Raw genomic sequence first — 22,031 nt, 5'->3', positions numbered from 1 at the left:
TCAGTATTGTCTCCACTTCTGCTTAGTCTCTGCCAGAAAACTCCAAAAATTTGATTTTCAACGATTTATTTACCCCGCCCTTCCCAAAGGGATCCCTTCGGGAAAAGGGAGTAAATCGTTGAAAATCATTGCTCCCGGAATTTATCCCGAGACTTCGGGAGGGTTGGGGTAAACAATGATTTTCAACTTTAATAGTTTTCTGGCAGAGACTACCTACTTCCTACTCTACCCTTCTTACTCGTCATCATTCGGCCAGTTTTTCAAAAAGTTCCAGCAACTCGTCCCGCTTACGCGAAGCCACCGGGATTTTCAAATCGTTGGTCAGCACCACATAACCGCCGTCCTGCCGCTCGAAACGCCTGATGTGCAAAAGATTGATCAGATACGATTTATGCACCCTGTAAAACCCGCAATCAGCCAGCATATCTTCATAATCTTTCAGCGTTTTCGAAACCATAATTTTACCTCCATCGGCAGTGTGGATTGAGGTATAAGAACTGTCGGAGTCGCAGCAGACCAAATTCTTCACCTCGATCAGATGCATGGTTTCGGCTGTCTTAATGATGATCTTCTTGTTTTTATTGCTTAGGTTCCTGAGGTTTTCTTCAAGCACCTGCATCTGCATCCTGAAGTGCTCTTTGATCATCATCCCCGCACGATTTACGGCCTCCTTCAACAACTCGGGATTCACCGGTTTCAACAAATAATCCACGGCGCTGTACCTGAAAGCCTGGATAGCGAATTCATCAAAAGCAGTAACAAAAATCACCTTGAAGTCAATGGAAGGGAGAGTGGAAAGCAGATCGAAACCTGTACCGTCCTTCATTTGTATGTCGAGCAGGACCAGCTCGGGCAGAAGTTCACGAATTGCTTCCAGGCCGGTCGAAACGCCATTGGCCTGCCCGACAACCTGAACTTCCGGACAATGCCGGTGGAGAATCTTGATCAGCGAATCGCGGACGTGGTTTTCATCGTCAATAACAATTACTCGTATCATACCATCAGGGTTAAGCAGGTTAAAAACCGGAGAATTATTATTTCGGTGTAAAGGTATGTTAATTAACTTATTGGATAGTATTTTTTAATTTTTTTTGGCTAAGATTTTTTAAGGCATTCAAAATAATGCTGAAAGGCTATGTGTCAGCCGGATTGAATTAAGTGCAACGACGCCTTCGCAACGTTCTTCAGCTTTGCGGACGACGGGCTGCCGGATGAAACCAATGCAGAGATGCTCCTTTTTGTAGCGGGAAAAAACAGGAATAGACTTTTGATTGCAGGGTAATGTCAACTCATTTCCCTATCAGGCCACCGGGAGTCATTCCTTCATATTGTGAAAGATATTGCTCACATCCTCGTCTTCTTCAAATTTGCCAAGCATCTTTTCGAAATCTGCTACCTGGTCGGGGGTCAGCGTTTTGGTTTGTGTGGGAATGCGTTCAAATTCGGCACTGATGATTTCAAACCCGTTTTCTTCAAAATAGCTTTGCAAAGCGCCGAAGGATTCAAATTCAGCGTAAATGAAAATGGTTTCTTCTTCGGCAAAGATTTCGGTAACCCCCAGGTCGATCAGTTCCAGCTCAAGTTCTTCGAGGTCGAGGCCATCTTTTGCTTTCAGCTTAAAAACGCATTTGTGTTCAAACATGAAACTCAGGCTGCCGCTGGTTCCCAGCGAGCCGCCGTTGCGCGTAAAGTAGCTGCGGACGTTGGCAACGGTGCGGGTCGGGTTGTCAGTAAATGTTTCCACCACCACCGCGATGCCATGCGGCCCGTAACCTTCATAAACCACCTCGCGGTAATCGTCGGTATCTTTTGCAGTGGCTTTTTTGATTGCCCGTTCCACGTTATCTTTAGGCATATTGGCCGCCTTGGCGTTTTGCACCAATACGCGAAGGCGCGGGTTGTTTTCAGGGTCAGGGCCACCCGATTTCACAGCTATTGAGATTTCTTTTCCCAGTTTGGTAAAAGTCTTGGCCATACTGCCCCACCGCTTCATTTTGCGGGCTTTACGGAATTCAAATGCACGTCCCATGGTTCAAATTTTTAAGGCGCAAAAGTAGAAGGAATAATTTATCCGGTGATCATGAAAGAATAATTTACCCGGTTTTCCTGCTTCCTGTTTTGTGTAATGAGTTCAACTAAAACAGCTGTCTTTTGGATAGAAGGCGCCATCTTCACGAAACCCTGCTGTGCAAACCAATTCATCATATTTGGATGATAGTGTTGGATAAGTTTTTACCGCGATCAGGACTTTTGTTAATGCCATATTTTAAATGTGTTTTACCTCATAGTCGAATGCAGACCCGATGAGTCGGGAAATGGCATCAGCTAAATGCTTCCGGTGGCATTGACAAATATTGGCTTCAAAACAAGTCAACGCGATGCGTTTATGCTCTTTCAGCAAGTTTAAAATCTGAATTTGCGAACCAGTTGTTTTTGGCAGGTTGTTTTTGCAATACACTGCAAAAAGTTTGTCGTAATCACTTTGCGTATTCAATTCCTTCCGCTGTTCTGATTGTATGCCAACTTCGGGAATATGCACATACTGTATTCCTAAACTTCCGCAATATTTCATCAACTGGCTTTTGCTAAACCCGTATTTCATGCTTAAGGGATTGTTCCGGACATCAACCAATACTTTTACATCATTCTTTAGTAAACGAACCAAATATTCTTCCAACGAAATACCCTCGTAACCAATGGTAAAAAGCACCGTCCTATTTCCTTCCGGCCTCGACTTGTACACCCTCTCCAACTCTTCTTTTGTCAAAATACTTTCGGCGGATTCACTTTTAATGGCGTAAAAAGGGTAATTCAAGTATGTATGCTTCACTAAAGCCGGCGCACTCATTCTGCCGAAATGCAACTTTATTTCCTGTAACAGTTTCAGGTCGGCTGACTTTAGTTGATTCAAATAGTCGGTTTTGTCTTTCTTTTCAAAGGTTCGTTCATCTTCATTTAAAAAGCCCCGTTTAACCATTGCCGTCATATCGGCATTGGCAGAATAAGAGAAACATCCGAAGCGGTAAGGGATAAAGTCGTATTCAGCCTTCGCCTGTCTTTGGGTAAACAGGAAAAGCAGCTTCTGCAAGCGGATTTTATCCAATTGTCCGTCAAACAGCTGAAGCAAAGCGAGTATTATTTTTCTCCGGTAAAACACGATGCAAAGTTAAGAATATAGTTTTTGGGGTATGCAATTTGGTGGAAGGTTGATGTGTATGGATTACTGTGAAATTCTTTCAAACCACACCCTAACTGGTATCAGCAAGAAAACTACCTTAGTTGAAAATCTATTTTAAGGAGTTTTCTGGCGGGGACTATTTAATACTTTGCTGAGTGCGATCTTAAAGTGGATGCTATTTCTCGTGCAATGTAACAGTCATTACAGTAATGATCATTACATTAATTTTTTATTTTTGCAGTGATTTTTTACTTAAAGATTAACATTATGAAATTTTACGACCGTGACCCTGAGCTGAAACTATTTGAGGAAACCCGGAAAATGGCAGAACAATCATCGAGGATGACAGTGATCATTGGCAGGCGGCGTATTGGCAAAACTACACTGATCAAAGAAGCATTTAAAGACCAAAAAATGCTTTACTTCTTTATTACCCGGAAAAGTGAAGCTTTGCTCTGCGAGGAGTTTGTAGATGAATTAGTTATGAAAACCAACCGGTCTGTACCCGGGGAGTTTAAAAGCTTTTCAAAATTGTTTGAGCAACTGCTCCAAATTTCGGAAACCGAGCATTTTACTTTGGTTTTGGATGAATTTCAGGAATTCAACAACATCAACAAATCAGTGTTCAGTGAGATGCAAAACCTTTGGGATCAATATAAGAACCGCACAAAAATGAACCTGGTCATGAGCGGCTCAATATTTACCCTGATGAAAAAGATTTTTGAGAACGCCAAAGAGCCATTGTTCGGCAGGACGAATGAAAGAATATACCTAAAGCCATTCTCCATCAATACATTGGGGGAAATTATGCAGGATTACAACCCCAATGGCTTCAGCGCCGACGATATGCTTGCATTTTATGTTCTGACCGGTGGTGTGGCAAAGTATGTGGAACTTTTTGCTGATAAACAATGTTTTACACTTGACCTGATGCTTGATGAGATATTTCGCGACAACTCGTTGCTGATTGAAGAGGGTAAAAATCTGCTGATTGAAGAGTTCGGGAAAGAATACGCCACCTATTTTTCCATATTGTCACTGATTGCATCCTCCAGGACTTCACGCAGTGAAATTGAATCGGTGCTCGAAAAAAATGTGGGTGGATTTTTAGATAAACTTGAGCACGAATACCAGATTATCAGCAGCATCCGCCCTGTGCTCTCCAAACCCGGCTCAAGAAATGTAAAATATCTGATCAGCGACAACTTCCTGAATTTCTGGTTCCGATTTGTGCATAAATACCTCAATGCTCTCGAGATTGGCAATTATGGCTATGTGAAGAATCTCGTACAGCGCGATTATGAAACGTATAGCGGTTTGTTTCTCGAAAAATATTTCAGAGAAAAACTTGCCCTTACCGGAAACTTCTCACAGGTCGGCCGCTACTGGAGCAAACGAAATCAAAACGAAATTGACCTGGTTGCTGTTAACGACTACGAAAAAACAGCCCTCATTGCCGAAGTAAAGCGTAACCGAAAAAAAATAAATCTCGAAAAACTAAGGCTTCGTTCAACCGAAATCACCGAAAAACTACCGGGCTATCAGATTACTCATATCGCTTTTTCGTTGGAGGATATGTTCGGGTAGGCTTGCCTTAGCGGTTCTTTGTAACATACCCGGAGCGGGGTTCAGCGGCCAGCGAAATTTCTGTGGCGGTTTCTGCTTTCTTTTGCGGCTTGCCCCACACTTTGGCTATCCTGTCCTTGATCTTCTGCTCAAAGATTTCGATCAGTTGCTTGTTGGCATTCACCAGCTCCTGCTCTTTTTCGATTTGAGCAACGATGTGGTGTTGTCTTTCAAGGGGAGGGAGTGGAATAGGTATTGAATTAAGTGCTTTCTGATTTAACTTAGGTTGAGCAGAACCTGTAATAAAGAGCTCCAATGATATAGAATTTAGATAAATCTCAATGAATCTTTGAGTTTCATATCGTGCAAACTTTAAAACATGAGCATGATTATTAACCCAAATTTTACCTGAAACAGAAAATGCAATCGGGGTTACACGTGCCAGGAGATTCGCCCCATCTTCAGAGATTAAAAGCAAGTCATCATCAAAAATGTAATTGTCGACGTAATCAACAATTCCAGACGCTCCATAATAGGGATATTTTCCTTTCAGTCTATCCGATTTTGTAATAGGGACTCTTTTTCCATCTAAATTTTTTGCCAAATTCCCCAGCTCCACCATCTCCCACTCCGGGTCAATGTCAATTTTGGGTTTGTAGTTGGCCACCACGGCTTTGGCGCCATCAATAATCTTTTGGTAGCCCTCAATCTCGGCTACAATCTCTTCCTGGATGGATAAGGGGGGAAGGGGGATTTGAAGTGTTTTAAAGTTTGAAGTTGAAAGTTCTTTAAAAGTTCCACCAGTAGCCATTGCATTCATTTTATCAATTATCCTGGTCAACATGAGAGCTACAAAATAGGTATTTACCTTTTGAATATCATGGATTATGATATTCTTGAATCCTTGATTTGTGGCACACTCTAAAGCATTTATTGCAATTCTTCCTATTGTAGCCCTTGTTGAGACCAGAATCGAGTTAGCAGGTAAAATTCTTGCAGAAGAATTCTTCAACCCTTTTTCAGTTATCTTTCTTGTAGTTGCGTATATTGATGAAATAAAATCTGATTGAGGTAAGTCTGCCAATGTCGCCCAATTTATGCTACCATTCCAGTATTCATCAATATTAGAACTTGGGGTTCCGCCTGAAACTATCTTGAAAAATCTCTCGTCTGATAGTTTTATCATTTCATAATTTGAATTCACTACCAAAATAGATTTATACCTCTCCCCGCTCAAATTATAATCTCCGCTTTTAACAATTTCGGGTTTGGGGACAAGATGCATAATCCCCCCCTGCCCCTCCTGAAGGGGGGAAAGCGACCCCTGGCGGAAGGCGGTAATCATAGCGATGGCCTCTTCCAACTGGCTGCCTTTCACGGCGTTGCGCTGTGCGCCCAGGTTGTAGCCGTCGTTGCCAATTTTGATAAAAAGGATTTCGTCCCGCTTTTTCGCAAGTTCCTTGTCAAGCAAAAGAATGGAGGTTTTCACACCGCTGTAGGGATTGAAAACGCCGGCGGGCAAACTCACCACGGCATACAGGTAGTTTTCCACCAGCATTTTGCGCAACTCCCTGTAGGCCGTTCCGCTCTGGAAAATGATTCCTTCGGGCACAATGATGCCGGCGCGGCCGTTGGGGTTGAGGTGCTCGGCAATGTAATCCACAAACAGCACTTCGCTGCGGTTGCTGCTGATGGTGAACCGCTTGTGCGGGCGGATGCCGCCTTTGGGGCTCATAAACGGCGGATTGGCCAGGATCACATCGTAGCTTTCGTTCCACCGCTCCTCGCTGCTCAGGGTGTCGTACTCGCTGATGCTGGGCGTGTTGAACCCGTGCAGGTAGAGGTTTACCAGGCTCAGCCGCACCATGTCGGGCGAAATGTCGTACCCCGCAAAGTTCTGGATCAGCTTTTTGCGCTCGTCGGGGGTGAGCAGGTCGCCCAGGTTGTTGAAAGGCTTTTCTGCCATCTGGTTGTAGCTAAAAATATTGTACTGTTGAGACGTTGCATGCAACGTTTGTACAGCATGCTGATTGGCTTTGGTATGTTTGAGCAGAATGTGTTTGTAGGCCGAAATCAGGAAGCCTGCCGTGCCACACGCCGGGTCGAGGATGGCGTCGGTTTTGCCGGGGTCGGTGATGGCCACCAGAAAATCAATGATATGGCGGGGAGTGCGGAATTGCCCTGCATCGCCCTGCGAGCCCATCACCGAAAGGAGGTACTCGAAGGCGTCGCCCAGCTTTTCGCTGTGGGTGTATTCAAATTCGGCAATGGTTTTCAGGAAGAGCTTCAACGTTTCTGGGTCGCGGTAAGGCAAATAGGCATTTTTGAAGATATCGCGAAACAACTGTGGGATGTTCGGGTTTTTCTCCATTCCCTGAATGGCTTCGGAGTAGCGTGTGAGCATTTCGGCTGCCGTTACTTTTGGGTTCAGCAGGTTGTTCCAGGCATACCTGCTGAACTCCACCACTTTGTCCTTGCTCCGGTCGTTGGGAAATTCGGGGTCGGGCGCCAGATAATCCGAAAAAAACTTGGACTTCCCTCCAAGTTCAATGGCTTCTTTGTCCATGTCGTCCATAAACTTGTAAATCAAACCGATGGTAATCTGCTCTATCTGCGCTTTGGGGTCGGGAAGTTTGCCCACCAGGATATCCCTGCAATCGTCAATTCTTCTTTTGGTCTGGGTGTCTAACATGTTGCTTTTTTCTGAGTTGTTGTTGCAAAAGTTTTCCTTTTGGTGTGAGGCGGTATTTTTGCGTCGGGCTTTTGGGTGAATGAGGTTGGGTCATTTCTGCCAAACCTGAATTCAATGAAGGGTTTAGATAACCATAAATTAAGGTAGGCCGATGTTTTAATCCCAACACATTCAATATTTCTTTAATACTCATTTCATCATCCAACTGCATTATTAAACGGGTCACTTGTTCGGCTACTTGTTCGGTTACTTGTTCGGCTACTTGTTCGGCTACCTGGTCGGTTACTTGTTCGGTAGCTTGCGATGTTTCCTGCGTGGGTGGCGCTGCTTTCATGGCTTCTTTAAGCTTCAAACCGTCGGTTGTCAGGTGGTAGGTTTGTGTTTTTATTGTAGGTTTATCAGGATCGCTCATTTCTATATAACCCTGCATTATAGATGGTTGCAAATAGTATTCCGTAAAATTCCTTCTGCCTTTCAGGCTCAGTAAATCCATCAATTCGGAGGCTGACATTTCGCCCTGAATCTGCCGGATCAACTGTAAAATTTGTTCTGCTACTTGTTCCCTATCTTGTATCCCATCTTGTTCCCTATCTTGTTCCCTATCTTGTTCCCTAACTTTATTCTTTAGCCCATAAGCAAAAAGTTTTCGCCAAAGAACAACCTTAAAGGTATTTCTCGATACAAATACAGGTTCTGCCAGTCCCCTCTCAGTAATCTTATCAACCATCTCGTTGGTGCCGGTGCCGAAACGCTCGATGGCGCCGGTGTGAAAAAGGCAATTTGCCAGAAGAGAATTGTGCGGATAGGATGAATGTACCTTTTTAAGGTCTTCAATGGTTATTTCGTCGGGCAGGCGTCCCGGGTTTTCAATTTCAATGCGGTCGGTGAATACCGAAATCTGTACACTGCCCTTGCTGTAATAGTCACGGTGAGCAATGGCATTGATTACTGCTTCTGCTAAGGCCACCCTGGGAATTTCATACTGCGTTTCGACCAGGTTGGAATGGTCGCGCGTTCCGGTTGAGACATTGATTTTGGAGAGAATGAAGTCCACAGCACTATCGGCCATATCCCAGACGGTGCCTCCGAATTCCTTGTAATCGGGTATTGGTTTTTGAACAAGTGTTCCGTGAAAGTGTGCACATTTTACGGTTGCCGACGGAAAAAACTGCTGCGGATTAGCTGAAAAGAGCAGCAATGCACTGTTTACCACTTTTCCGTTGCGGGTCAGGTTCAGCCGTTTTAAAACATCAGCTTTGGGGGTGTTGGGTTTTTCGGGAAAGTTTCGTTTTTCGCGCGCCAAAACAATGAATTCCTGCAAAAGGTTGTCGCTAATGTCGTCAAGTGTGGCATAAGGATGAAGCGAGCTGTCGAAATCACTGTTTTCGATTTTTCCCTTCTGTTTCAAAAACTCAATACAGGTGTGATACACCTCCTTTCGGAGGCTTTCGATGTCGGAGAAGAACTTCCACGAAACTTCGCTGCTCACTTTCTCAATGAACCGCTCTTCCTTTTCATCCCTTTTTTCCGGTGTTTTTAAAATGTAAATCCAGCGTGGAATTTCTTTTTTCTTAGCTGCTTCATACTCTTTTTCGGTGGGAGAAACCCCATCCTTGTCTTCAAATCCGTACTTTTTTCCCAACAGGCCAATATAGAGATCGGCTTTCTGCACCTCCCCCAGGAAGACGCTTTCCGGCGGCTGACTTGTGGCAGAAATCCGCTCAAAAAGAAAGGTTTCGAAAAATAATTGCAGTAAAACATCCGATGAAAAGAATTGCTCCAGTGCAGCCCGCTCCGATTCAAACTCATTTTGAACACTGCTGATAAAAACCTTGTATTTCCTTTCACTCATCAGGCGGCAAATTTATCAAGGTTAATGTAATCTTTGATGTAAACAGGAATCACTTCCCTGTATTTTGCCGCTACCGCCCTGAATTGTGAAATGGTGAGCGTTGGGTGGGTTTGTAAAGCATGGAAATCTTTGGTCTCAATAATCTTTCTGATGTCCTGGTCAACTATGTACGCCTTGAAAAAGTACTTCAACGCCCGGAGGTTGACATCTTCCTCCGGCGGATAGATAGAGATGAACTTGTCAAACTCTTCCTCCAGCAATTCGTCTTTTGACTTGAATTTGGGAATGATGCCAAATATTTTCTCCACGATTTCACGGATAGAAACTTTGCGGTCAATTTTGGCGGCTTTCCTGATTTTTTCGAGGTTAAAGTATTCTTCGGGCTTGTCGAAAATTTCCTGTTGTATGTGACTTACAACGTGTTCCCAGTTGCCGAGCTCTACATTCATTTTAATGATGTCGTCCATCACAATGCGGTCTTCAAACTTTTTGAACAGCTCGCGATCAACCCGCATCCCTTCATAGCCAATTTCCTTTTCGTTAACGGTTAATAGCGGGTCGGGACGAAAGCTGGTGTATTTATCAATGTCAACCCCGCCGTCGCTACCAACGCCTGTACCTTTTTTCGGGAGCGGCAATTTCAGTTTCTCATCATAGTCGAACTTCTCCTCGAAATATTCGCAGTTGGCAAAAAAGTCGAACAGGTAGAACACCTTCTTGTCGTGCCTGATGATTTCTTCGTCGTTCAGCTCGTTTTTGAACTTGAATTCAAAGGTGTTTTTGCGGGTTCCCCTTCCTTTGATCTGCACAAAATCGGCGGGACTGAAAATGGGTCGCATCATGCAGATGTTCATCAGGTCGGGGCAGTCATAGCCGGTTGTCATCATCCCAACGGTAACGCAAACCCTTGTTTTACATGACTTGTAGCCTTCGAGCCAGGTAGTTTTTCCGCTCAGATTGTTGTTGGTAAAGTTGATGGTCATTTGTTGGGCTTCAGCTACCTGAGACGTTACCTGCATGGCAAAATCGGAATGGTATTTCCCGGGAAAAAGCTGCCCGGCAAATTCATTCAGCATTTCGGTCAGTTTGCGCGCATGGTTCTGGCTTACAGCGAAAATGATGGTTTTGCCGATTTCTTTTGTTATCGGATCGCGCAAGGCATTTTCCAAAAATGTCTGGCAGAAAATGCTGTTGGTCTTTTCGGAGAAGAATTTCTTTTCAAAATCACGTGAAATAAAGGTTTCTGTTTCTTCGCCTTCTTCGGTTGGAACAACAACTGCATAACCTTTGTCAGAAAGCAATTGGGTGGTAATTTCTGTGCGGGCATCCAATACCTTTGGATTGATCAGGTAACCATCCTTCACTCCATCCAGCAATGAATAGCGGTAAGTTGGATCGCCGCCTTCACAGCCGAAAGTTGTGTAGGTATCGCGCAACATCCGGCGTTCGATTTCCCTCGGGTCGTTCTCTTTTACCTTTTCAGGATCAACACCTTTCAGATAGTCTTTGGGGGTAGCAGTTAAACCTAATTTGTAGCCGTGGAAATACTCAAACACTGCACGGGCATTTCCTGAAATCGAGCGGTGGGCTTCATCAGATATTAACAGGTCAAAATCGGTTGGCGAAAAATCATACCGGTACTTGTCGTTGTGCATCAGCGATTGAATGGTTGTTACCAGGATGTCCGCTTTTCGCCAGTCGCTTTTGTGTTCTTTGAAAATGAATGTGCTGTAATCGGGTTTCAGGTATTCGGTAAAAGCTTTCCAGGCCTGGTCTTCCAGTTCCAGGCGATCAACCAGAAACAAAACCCGCCTTGCGTTTTGGGTTCTCAAAAACAATCTGATTACAGCCGCAGAAGTCAGGGTTTTTCCGGTTCCTGTTGCCATTTCAAAAAGAAATCTGTCTTTTCCTTCTGCTACAGCATCTTGTAATGCCTGAATTGCTTTTAACTGATAATGTCTTAAAAATCTAAGTCCATTTGACCAGATAAAATCTTTGCTGGCATCTACACTGCCTTTCCAATCTGGCCTTTCTGCATAGTCAGGCATTTGTATCTTGACGATGTAGTCACCCGTTACTATTTCGCTGACTAAGGAATTTCTGTCAGGATTCCAGTTTTTGATTGCTCCAATTTCTTCGGGTGAAGGAAATTTGTAAATAGGTTTTGGGTTGCCCTTGGTTACGTCCCAGAAATAATGAACAATGCCATTTGACAAAATCGCATATCTCGCACCAGCCGTTTTAGCGTACTTTCGGGCTTGTTCTTTGGCAACCAGAGGATGAAGGCTCTCCTTTTTTGCTTCAAGCACACAAACGGGATTGTTGTCGCTGTCAAGGAGAAGGAAATCTAAAGAGCCGGATTTTGTTTTTTCATAATCATTGCCCCAGGCGTCAATTTCATGTTGCGTGATTTTCACATGGTTTTCGAGTAAAATATTGGCTTTGCCGTCCTCATTGTCAAAGAATCTCCATCCCGCTTTTGTCAGCAATTGGTTGATTTTAATCCTTGCATGAGCTTCATTTTTCATTTTAAAAGCTGTAATTCTATTTTCACTAATAGGGTTCCAAATACATCTCCCGGGGTCCCAAATACATTGAACTGCTATCATCTGGTTCAAACCGCCCATCCATGTGAATCAGTTTTTCTTCAAATGAAATTATTTCATAGCTCATTACGTAAGTTTTAAGCGTATCTATAGTGCCATTTAATTCGATAATAATTTCACCAAATGATTCAGGGAAAATGAGTTGGTTATTTTCAATATAATACTTTGTGTCAAGGGTGTCCAATTCAGAAGGCGGAGGATATCCTCCCTGCCAGGGATCCCAGACAATATGGCAAAATCCGTTTTCAAAAAAGGTCATTTGGTGAAATCTTTTAATTTGGCCAATGTCTTCCCCGTTCAGGAATCCGGTTTTCTGCGTCCAGGTAGTGCTTTTTATGAGTTCCTCCAGGCTCACTGATTCGTTCTTTTCACAGCTATTGCAAAAGAAAATTGGTAGTGATGTAATAATGAACAAAAGGAACCATTTGACTTTCATTTTGGTCATGTTTTGAAATTGCTTACTTAAACTCAATCATTGAACATCATGATAACAAGCTGCCCAATCCAGCTTTTTACTCTGATACTTATTGATTTTCCACATTCTCAATTTTATAATTCTTTTAACTGATGACCCATGGGCCGGCATTGGGTATGTTGGGCTGTGCTCATTCTTTTTTAATTATTACTCCTGCTTTCATTAATGGCTCCAACAGGTTGGCAGCACCTCCGTGTTCAATAATTTTACCATTCTTGATACGATCAACATTTACTCCTGTAAAGGTAATTGACTTTCCTGTTGGTTTCATACCAAACCATTCTTCTTTAAATGTGCCAGTAACCGAGTAGCTTGTTACAACCCATTCACCTTCGGAAACCTGGTTTTCGATCGTCAGTTTCAAATCGGGATAGACCCGTCTTACACCGAGAATGTGATCTATTGCTCCTTTTAATCCGATCTTATAGCGCTCCCCCTCAAAAACTTCCACATAGTCCTCTGAGATGAATTCCCGGATGTTAGATACATCTCCGGTATTTTCTATCTCTTCGATGTATCGGCGAATAACCGCTTTGTTATCAAATTTGCTCATATCAATCGATGTGATTTATTTGCAGAGCCTATAACTATTTTATGTGAACAACAGTGCAAGTCTTGGTTATTCCCCCGGCTGTAATTCTACAGATGTAAATTCCTCCGGTCAGTTGGTCGCCGGTGAGCGAAACGGTGTGGGTTCCTCCTTGTTGATGGCCGTTAACCAGTGTGTTAATTTTTTTTCCGTACATATCAAAGATCGAAACATCCACATGGCCGGTTTCCGGAATGTAATAACTGATTGTTGCACTGCCGGTAAATGGATTGGGCAGGCACGAAATGGCCGGCGTATTGACCGACTGGGGTTTTTGGTGAACTGAAGTGATGACCGGCGTGATGCGTGCGTAGTAAACGTCCTGCTCGCCGTTGAAGGTTCCACACCAAGCCAGGTGAGCACTCTCTTCATCTGATTTCATGTCAAAATAATCACCCATTTTTTCCTGGTTTGGCCATCCTACATGTGGATCGAAAGGCTCGGACAATTGTTCGTTGTCCGACCAGGTCTCGCCCTGGTCAAGTGAAAAAGAATAATAGAGTGCCGACATGACCGATCCGGATCCGCCGTTTCTGGTGTCAAGCCAAACAACGTCAATACGACCATTTGGCGCTACCGACATGGTTCCAAACCATTGAACTTTATTGTTTCCCAAATCATTGTTGATCCTCACGGGTGGGTCCCAGGTGGAGCCGCCATTGGTACTCCTTGCAAACATTACATCTCCGGGGTCGTTGGTCGAAAGCCGGTCAACTGAGGCAAGCACATACACATAACCCCTTCCGGGACCGTCCGACTGGTCAACACAGATGTTGGCCTGTCCCATCAATCCGGCTGGATTTACGTTGGTCCACCCATTCAGCTCACCATCCACATAGGCCTGGGTCGTAAAATTCCAGGAAACCGGAAATGCCGGGTTTTGCGCCATTGTGGATTTGGTGACAGTCAGGCTTCCGAATTGCCCGGCGCCGACAACATACAACTCACCGTCAGGACCAACGGCCATTGTTCCCCAGTAAGGATCGCCGGGTACCTCAACGCAGTCTTCATAACTGGCGCCTTCATCAATGGATCGGGTAAACGCTTGTGGGTAACATATGCTCCAGTTTGAAGTCCAGAAAGAGTAAATGTGCCCGTCTCCCATTCCGCCACTCTTGTCGATCACCATCCATTGCTTGTCGCCTCCCTGGGCATAGGTGCCTTCATCCCACTCAAATCCTCCTTCTCCGTTTTTAAAAACATCGCACCAGTAGTTGTTTTGGTTGTCAACCGACAGGCTGTTGTAATAAAAAGTTCCTTCCGCATCGGTGTCAAGCACTGGATCAGAACGAAAAATACCGGGATTGATCACCCCCGGAAAAGTCCAGGTTTCACCGCCATCAGTGGTGTAGGCATGGCCCGCCTGCCGGAAATTGCTGTTGATGTTATCAAACTGCCGCCAGCCGATCACCATTCGCTGAGGATCAGTAGGATCGATGCCAATGGACGGTTCGTTTGCCGCATCATCGTAAATATTCTGACCAAATTCGTCCACGTTTACCTGGGTAGAAAAGAATCCACTGTTGCGCACTTTATAGGCCGGCCCGGTTTTCTTGTTTAAGTGAGCGTTCGGAAGGTAAGGATCGTCAGGCGTTTCCTGATGCATTTGGGTTTTGTTACCTTTTGGAGTGTTTAATGTTTGTCCCGAAACATGTGCCGGGATCAGGGCAAATAAAGCGCCGGCTAATAAAAGAACCAACAAATTTTTTTTCATCATTTTAATTTTTAGTTTGAGTAATAGGTATTGCAGTCTATCTGACTAAAATCATCTTATTTGTTTTGACGGTATTTCCAATGGCCATTTTGGAATAATAAATCCCACTGTTGACCAGATTCCCCGATTCATCAGTGGCGTTCCAAACAACGGTGTAATCGCCCGGAATCAAAAAAGCTTGTTTCAGCGTTTTAATCTTACGACTCCAAGCATCAAATAGTTCAACAGTGACATTTCCGGGTTCATCAACAGAAAAATGAATGGTTGTGGTTGAGGAAAAGGGGTTGGGGAAATTGCTGATTGTATGGTTTGCTAAAGAAAGGTCGTTAAATCCCGTTGTTGGATCATAGCCCAGGAAATAATTCACCATTTCACCTATCAGGTAAGGTTTGAGATTAAGTCCATAGCCGTTAGCCATTGCACCCATGATGACCGATGAGGAAACAACCTTGAAATTCTCCCCTTCATTTATTACCATTCTACCGAAGTCACCATCGCAGGTGAAGAGCATTTCACCCGAGAAGGTATTCATCCGGTCAACATTGTAATGAGCATTTGTGCCCCCATGGTAATTCATTTCCAGTTGTTCGGTTAATGGTTGATTGTTTCCGTAAAGCACATTGACTTCGTTGTCGTTTCCGTCATGCATAAACGTCAAACCCAGATAACCATTAAGGCTGCTGCTTGCGTAATCTTTCGCAATGTTTACGCTCTCGAGGTATAAACTACCGCCATTTTGAAGATAACTTATGAGTTTTGCCTGGTCTGCTACACTTACAGAACCGGGAGGAGTCACACCTCAGCTCAGACAGTAACAACCCATAGTGGCAAAAATGATATCGTAGTTGTTCAGGAAGGGTGGGAGCGAACTCACCAACTGGTAAGTAATTCCGGTGTTGTCAAGCGCGCGGGTGAGGGATAAGGAGGGTTCTATTTCATCACCTATTTCAGGGTCGTTAATGGTTTGAATCCCATTGTCATTATCCCAGACCAATACTGAGAACTCTATGTCCGGTTTAATCCTTAAAAAATAACTTTTAGAAATATTATTTTCTTCAAATTCATCCCCGATAAGTTCAACAGAGGCGTATAAAGCAGTATTATGGGCTATTTCCGGTGTCCAGCTGAAATCAACAGAAAGTGACTGTTGGGGTTGAATACTTTCATTAACATCAATTGTACCTATCAGATCATTGTTTTTAATACTGAATAATGTGATCGTAAAACCCGATTGCGGTTGGGATCCGAGATTCTTTACCTGAACACTCCAGGTTCCGGTTTCGTCAGGATTAATGATTGATGGACCGGTAATCCCGGATGCTGTCAGGTCGTTTTGAAACAAAGCAGTAAGCTTGAGGCTAAACACATCCCACCAGTTCCATTGATAAGTCGTGGGGCCATACGTCCTGAATTTAAATTGTACGGTTTGTCCGGCAAATTCGCTGATATCAAAAGCAATATCACTGCCTGTGCTAAGCCCCCAGTCGCCAAGGTTCAATGTGTAATCCCAAAGCAGCAACTCCGTTTCACCCGCAATGATATAAATTTCTGCAGCTTCAGGTGGATTGCTTGCGCTGAATGCGTCGAGGTGCTGATTTACGATAAGATCAGCGGTGTTTTCATGAAGTTGAATGGCTGGCGAAACCGCAGAAAGATCAAAGTTTGTGATTGTAGGAGTCCAGTAAAAGCGTATTTTACCTCCGGAAAAACTCCAGTTTTCATCCAAAGACCAGCCCTGGTTTGCATCAAATTCTTCAACCCAGTAAATGGTTTGTGACCATACTGGCAATTTTAGAAACAGCATTAGTGCTACAACGAATAACAATTTTTTCATGTCATAAACTTTTTGTTGTTATAAAAACGGTTACTTCATATCCCAGCTATTTCCTTATCAATCTTTGCGTGAGCCTGTGTTGCCCATCAAATACTGTTACCAGGTAAACACCTGGTGCAAAACCCGAAACATCAATCGTGAAAATTGGATCGCCCGCTGTAGTTTTTAAAATGGCTTTCCCTGTAAGATCGGTGATCAACACTTCTTTGGGGCTAATGTTCTGTTGATCAAAATAAAGGTTCATTTTGTCCGAAGAGGGGTTTGGCGCCAATGAAAAATGTACCGGCGAATCATGGTTGGATATGCCGACCATTATCCCATCCACATCTTTTATCAACCAATTATCAGGATCTAATTCAATGGAAGCAACGGGTTTACTGATTGGAATTTCGTAGTTGTTTACATTCTCAGTTTGCCGGAGTAAAATAATTTCATTGGTAGCGTCGGTGTAATTCACTTTATACTCAACATAGGTTTCAAACAGTGTGGTTACATTTGTTGATGCAGTCTGTGTTGTTGTTATGTAAAGTTTGTCAGCAGATTGATTCCAGATGACATCATAAATCGGGTAGCCCTCTCCAAAATACCATTGCTCGAGAAAATAGCCAAAATGCTGTCCCGACAGCTGATTTGCCACATTTACAAAATCCACACCTGTAGCAACACTGTCCCTGTATTGATCCTGGAACTCCTGCAAAATTTCAAAGAACAACTCATCATTCTGGATCTCCTGGCGAAGCACATGAATGATGGCAGCACCTTTTTTGTAGGAAAGTCTTCCGTCGAATATTCTCCAGACATTGCCGGGATTCACTTCATCTGGTGGAACATAAACACTCCCTCCGGGAGAAGATTTAATGGAGTTATGAGCACCGTTCATCCATGAGGCGCCGCTGGACGGCCCCTGGATGTAATATGCGGTAAGATATTCAGTATAGGATGCAAAACCTTCGTTGATCCAAATGTCGCTCCATGTGGCACAGGTAACATTGTCGCCAAACCACATGTGACCCAATTCGTGGGCCACCAAACCAAAACTGAACCCACCTATCGTGGTCATGGTCTGGTGCTCCATCCCACCCCCAATTCCTGCAAGGCAATGTCCATATTTCTCATCCTTAAAGGGATACATCCCATAATATTCGGAAAGTAATTCAATGAAACTGCTTGTCCGGTCAATGCCTTCTTTGTAATAGTTGAGGCATCCGGGAGAATTATAAATGAAGTTTTGTATCAAAATGGAGTCACCCGGAAGTTCGGTCGGCTTTGCATAAATGTTATATTCCTGGTAATCGGAAACCGATATGGAGATCAGGTAATAGGCTATCGGATAATAAGATTTCCATTCATACCTGGCTTTGTTGCCGGGCATTGATGTAACTGCAGTCAATAGACCATTTGAACCCACTTTGTTAATGTCGCTTGTGGTGGCAAAAACATACACTGAATCGGCTTTATCGTATAAATCCTGCTTACAGGGCCACCATTGCTTTGCGTTAAAAGGCTCCGATAGTGTCCAGGTAACGTTTTTCCCCCACGATTGAATGTAGGCAGTTGATATCCCGGAAAAGAAACCCCCGGACGGCGCCTGACCATTGTAATAAACTGTAAAGCTTAAGGTCTCACCTAAGGTTAAATTGTTTTGAAGGGCAACAGTCACTTCATCATCAAGGCGGGTAAAACTACTATTCACACCGTTGACAATTACTGAATCTATGGTCAGTTGAGCAAGCAACTCAAATTTGAATTCTTCAAGACTCAACCTTTTCACGTCGGCAATTGTTGTAGCATTACCGCTAACGAAAGTAGTGTTGTTTTCAACGTTAATATCAAGGAAGTAGAATGTAACATTGTAATCATCATACCATTCCGGGCGTTCATATCGACCGAAACCGAAATGTGATGTATGGTGTTCCTGGTGTTTGCATTTCACCAGGGTTGGTTGGCCGGCATTCTGAGCACTAAGCTGACTGGTTATGAGCAGAAGCAATAAAAGTACTACAAGTTGTTTCATTTTGAGGATGTTTAATTTAGAATTATTTGAATATGGAATGGCAAAGATATGGAATATTTTACCTTTGCCCATTTGTTTGAAATATTTGGAAGGAACGGTTCGTTTTTCTTGAGGCGCTGCCCTGACCAAAATATAAATAAGGAAAATAACATGATTGTTGATAGCTATCAATTATTAATACAGAAGTTAGATAATTTCATCAAAAAGTACTATAAAAATCAAATAATCAGAGGTTTATTGTACAGTATTGCTGCATTATTGATTTTTTACCTGACCATCACCCTGTTTGAGTATTTTGCCTGGCTCAACACTGGTGTCAGAACTGTTATCTTCTATACTTACCTGACAATCAGCTCTATTATTCTTGCTAAATTGATTTTTTTACCGGTTTTTAAATTATTCAGAATTGGAAAAATCATCTCTCATCGCCAGGCAGCTGAAATTATCGGAAAACATTTTGCCGATGTGCAGGACAGGCTGCTTAACACATTACAATTAAAGGAGCTAAGTGAACAATCTACCGAGAACATTGATCTGATCCGGGCAAGTATTGATCAGAGGATTTCCAAACTGCAGCCGGTTCCCTTCAATCGTGCAATAGACTTAAAAAGTAACCGGAAGTACTTGAAATATGCCCTCCCTCCCTTGCTCATTTTCATCGGCTTTCTTCTTGCCGCTCCAAATGTGATCACCGAACCTACAAACAGGATTATTAACCATGGCGAATATTTTGAAAAAGAAGCACCATTCCGGTTTGTGCTCCTTAACAATGATTTAACTGCAGTTCAGCAGGATGATTACACAATCGAAATCCTCATCGAAGGTGAACAGGTGCCCAATACAGTTTTCATAATTACCGAAAATGGACCTGTAAGGATGCGGAAAAAAAGTATTTCCGAATTTGATTATACATACAGAAATATTCAAAAAGACGTCAAATTCAGCTTTGAAGCAGATGGTGTGAAGTCGGACGTTTTCTCTGTAAAAGTATTACCTAAACCAATCGTTCTCAATTTCTCAACAGAATTGGATTATCCCGGTTACACCGGAAGAAAGGATGAAACACTTGACAATACCGGTGATCTTTTAATTCCTGAAGGCACCTGGGTTAAATGGAAACTATTTACAAGAGATACAGATGCGCTTGGTATATCCTTTAGTGATACTATGATATCGCTTAACCCTGAAAAAGCAAATCTCTTTACCTACCGAGACCGATTCCTGCAAAATGCTTCTTATTCGATTAATACAAAAAACCAATACCTGCGAAATACTGATTCCCTCGTCTTTACAATAAGTGTGATCCCTGACATTTATCCAACAATTACTGTTGAAGAATTTGTTGATTCTGCCTTTGTTGACCGTATCTATTTCAGGGGATTAATTAAAGATGATTATGGTTTCAGCAAACTGTCTTTTAATTATGAGTACATAAAAAATTTCGAAAGAGATATTGAACCTCAGTTGATATCACAGAATCTTCAAATATTGACCAATACTAATCAGCAGCAGTTTTTTCATTTTTTTGACCTTCAAATACTAAGCCTTCAACCAGGTGATGAAATTTCTTACTTTTTTGAGGTTTGGGATAACGACGGAGTAAATGGCAGTAAAGCATCACGTACCCAGAAAATGATCTTTAAAACGCCTACGCTTGAGGAAATTGCGAAAAACACTGAAAATTCAAACCAGCAGATTAAAGATGATATGGAAAGCGCGTTAAGGGATTTAAATCTGCTGCAGAAGGAAATCGACGAGATGAACCGTCAAATGCTGGAAAAAAATACCTTGAATTTTCAGGACAGGCAAAAATTGGAGAACCTGCTAAATATGCAGATGTCCATCCAAAAACGCGTTGAAAACCTTCAGAAAGAAAATGAGGAAAAATTAAGGAATGAATCGCGGTTTAAAGAATTGGATGAATCATTGCTGCAAAAACATGAGGAGTTGAAAAAGTTGATGGATGAGTTGATGACCGATGAAATGAAGAAAATGATGGAAGAAATCCAGAAACTTTTAGATGAACTTGATAAAGATAAAGTGAGCGAAATGCTCGAAGAGATGAAAATGTCGAATAAGGACCTGGAAGATGAACTCGACCGGAGTCTTGAGTTATTTAAGCAACTTGAATTTGAACAGAAGCTCCAGGAAACGATTGATAAACTTAAAAAACTGGCTGAAAAGCAAGATAAACTGGCTGAAGAAACCAAAGATACCGATAAAGACCAATCCACTGATGATCTTAAAGAGAAACAGGATGAGCTGAATCAGGAATTTGATAAAGTGAGAAAGGATCTGGATAATTTAAGAGAGAAAAACGAAGAACTTGAAAATCCAAATCAAATGGAGGACACACTGGAGGAAGAAAAAAGTATAGAGGAATCCATGAAAGAAAGCTCCGACCAATTGCAAAAACAACAAAATAAAAAAGCATCGGAAAAACAAAAAGATGCATCGGAAAAAATGGAGGAATTGTCAGATGCATTGCAGGAAATGATGGATGGAATGATGATGGATCAGGTAGGAGAGGATCTGGATGCATTGCGTCAGATTCTCGACAATTTGATTAAACTTTCATTTGATCAGGAAGATTTAACGATTACTTATGGAGGCACAAGCACTAATGATCCAAAATATACCGAAGCCATCAAAACTCAATTTGATATTAAAGATAACATGAGTATGGTCGCCGATTCACTGAAAGCACTCAGCAAACGCCAAATGGCCATTCAGTCAATTGTTACAAAAGAACTGAATGCCATTGACAGGAATTTTGAACTATCCATTGAGGCTATGAATGACAGGCAAACAAGAAAAGCACAGGAAAGTCAGCAATTAGCAATGACCTCCATGAACAACCTTGCACTGCTTCTTTTCGAGGCCTTTGATCAGATGCAACAACAAATGATGAATATGCAGTCTTCAGGAAAATCCTCCTGCCCTAATCCAGGAAAACCAGGTGGTTCGCAACAAATGAAATCAATGCAGCAACTCCAGCAACAACTTAACCAACAGTTGCAGCAAATGCGGGATGGTCAAAAACCCGGCAAAATGGATGGAAGACAAGGACAGCAAATGAGCGAACAACTGGCCCGGATGGCAGCCCAGCAGTCAGCATTGAGGAAAAAAATGGAGGAGTTTAGGGATCAGCTTAAAGAGGAAACCGGCAAATCTGACGGTAATGTATCCAAAATCATTGAGGACATGGAAAAAACCGAAAAGGATATTGTTAACCGACAGATTACACAGGAAACAATAGAACGACAAAGAGAGATATTAACGCGGATGCTAAAATCAGAAAAAGCTGAAATGCAACGTGAAGAGGAGGAAAGACGCGAATCGAACGAAGCTAGAACTTTTAACCGCAGCAATCCTGACGAAATATTCCAATACTTTAAGTTAAAAAATCGTGAGGTCGAATTACTTAAAACTCTGCCACCGAATTTAACTCCATTTTACAGAAATAAAGTTTCCGAGTATTTTATCCGTTTTGAATAAATCCTGCTTGCCA

14 protein-coding genes are annotated in these 22,031 nt (G+C 42.8%); 2 read left to right on the top strand and 12 right to left on the bottom strand.

Features of this window, described 5'->3' with window-relative positions:
* Positions 1–244: 244 nt before the first annotated feature.
* The 3 genes from IH598_12445 to IH598_12435 all read right to left on the bottom strand — a co-directional run bounded on the left by IH598_12445 (position 245) and on the right by IH598_12435 (position 3,157).
* The gene (locus tag IH598_12445; GenBank protein MBE0639320.1) at positions 245–997 is read right to left on the bottom strand and encodes a response regulator transcription factor; all 753 of its coding nucleotides are present in this window, start codon (positions 995–997) and stop codon (positions 245–247) included.
* A 318-nt stretch (positions 998–1,315) separates the two neighbouring features.
* Complete coding sequence (locus IH598_12440; GenBank protein MBE0639319.1) at positions 1,316–2,029, bottom strand: YebC/PmpR family DNA-binding transcriptional regulator; 714 nt, start codon at positions 2,027–2,029, stop codon at positions 1,316–1,318.
* A gap of 237 nt (positions 2,030–2,266) precedes the next feature.
* Positions 2,267–3,157 carry a DUF488 domain-containing protein gene (locus IH598_12435; GenBank protein ID MBE0639318.1) on the bottom strand — a complete coding sequence of 297 codons (891 nt, stop codon included), beginning with the start codon at positions 3,155–3,157 and terminating at the stop codon, positions 2,267–2,269.
* Between the two features lie 288 nt (positions 3,158–3,445).
* On the opposite strand from IH598_12435, the gene IH598_12430 reads away from it, so the two are divergent.
* Positions 3,446–4,765, top strand: coding sequence for an ATP-binding protein (locus tag IH598_12430; protein ID MBE0639317.1), 1,320 nt, complete (start codon positions 3,446–3,448; stop codon positions 4,763–4,765).
* A 7-nt stretch (positions 4,766–4,772) separates the two neighbouring features.
* On the opposite strand, the gene IH598_12425 is transcribed toward IH598_12430, so the two are convergent.
* From IH598_12425 to IH598_12385, 9 genes are all read right to left on the bottom strand, one after another.
* A complete protein-coding gene (locus tag IH598_12425; GenBank protein MBE0639316.1) occupies positions 4,773–7,436 on the bottom strand; it encodes an N-6 DNA methylase in 2,664 nt (887 codons plus the stop codon).
* Positions 7,405–9,288, bottom strand: a complete 1,884-nt coding sequence (locus IH598_12420; GenBank protein MBE0639315.1) for a DUF4062 domain-containing protein — start codon at positions 9,286–9,288, stop codon at positions 7,405–7,407. The genes IH598_12425 and IH598_12420 overlap by 32 nt, the downstream gene beginning before the upstream one ends.
* A complete protein-coding gene (locus IH598_12415) occupies positions 9,288–11,816 on the bottom strand; it encodes a DEAD/DEAH box helicase family protein (protein MBE0639314.1) in 2,529 nt (842 codons plus the stop codon). Before IH598_12415 ends, IH598_12420 begins: the two co-directional genes overlap by 1 nt.
* A 25-nt stretch (positions 11,817–11,841) precedes the next feature.
* Positions 11,842–12,330: a hypothetical protein gene (locus IH598_12410; GenBank protein ID MBE0639313.1), complete on the bottom strand. Its 489-nt coding sequence runs from the start codon at positions 12,328–12,330 to the stop codon at positions 11,842–11,844.
* 169 nt (positions 12,331–12,499) lie between these two features.
* Entirely contained in the window at positions 12,500–12,922 is a 423-nt protein-coding gene (locus tag IH598_12405) for an ester cyclase (protein ID MBE0639312.1), read from the bottom strand.
* A gap of 34 nt (positions 12,923–12,956) precedes the next feature.
* A complete protein-coding gene (locus IH598_12400) occupies positions 12,957–14,672 on the bottom strand; it encodes a T9SS type A sorting domain-containing protein (protein MBE0639311.1) in 1,716 nt (571 codons plus the stop codon).
* 37 nt (positions 14,673–14,709) lie between these two features.
* The gene (locus IH598_12395) at positions 14,710–15,468 is read right to left on the bottom strand and encodes a T9SS type A sorting domain-containing protein (GenBank protein ID MBE0639310.1); all 759 of its coding nucleotides are present in this window, start codon (positions 15,466–15,468) and stop codon (positions 14,710–14,712) included.
* A 3-nt stretch (positions 15,469–15,471) separates the two neighbouring features.
* Positions 15,472–16,506 (bottom strand): hypothetical protein, encoded by a 1,035-nt coding sequence (locus tag IH598_12390; protein ID MBE0639309.1) that lies wholly within the window; start codon positions 16,504–16,506, stop codon positions 15,472–15,474.
* Positions 16,507–16,552: 46 nt separating this feature from the next.
* Positions 16,553–18,520 carry a T9SS type A sorting domain-containing protein gene (locus IH598_12385; protein MBE0639308.1) on the bottom strand — a complete coding sequence of 656 codons (1,968 nt, stop codon included), beginning with the start codon at positions 18,518–18,520 and terminating at the stop codon, positions 16,553–16,555.
* Positions 18,521–18,757: 237 nt separating this feature from the next.
* Here IH598_12385 and IH598_12380 point away from each other — a divergent pair, with 237 nt between their 5' ends.
* Positions 18,758–22,018 carry a DUF4175 domain-containing protein gene (locus IH598_12380; protein MBE0639307.1) on the top strand — a complete coding sequence of 1,087 codons (3,261 nt, stop codon included), beginning with the start codon at positions 18,758–18,760 and terminating at the stop codon, positions 22,016–22,018.
* The last annotated feature ends 13 nt before the right edge of the window (positions 22,019–22,031 follow it).

The sequence above is a fragment of the Bacteroidales bacterium genome (genome assembly GCA_014860585.1).
Classification (GTDB): domain Bacteria; phylum Bacteroidota; class Bacteroidia; order Bacteroidales; family 4484-276; genus RZYY01.
The sequence above is the reverse complement of the archived record's forward strand: the minus strand, read 5'-3'. Positions and strand labels throughout refer to the sequence as shown.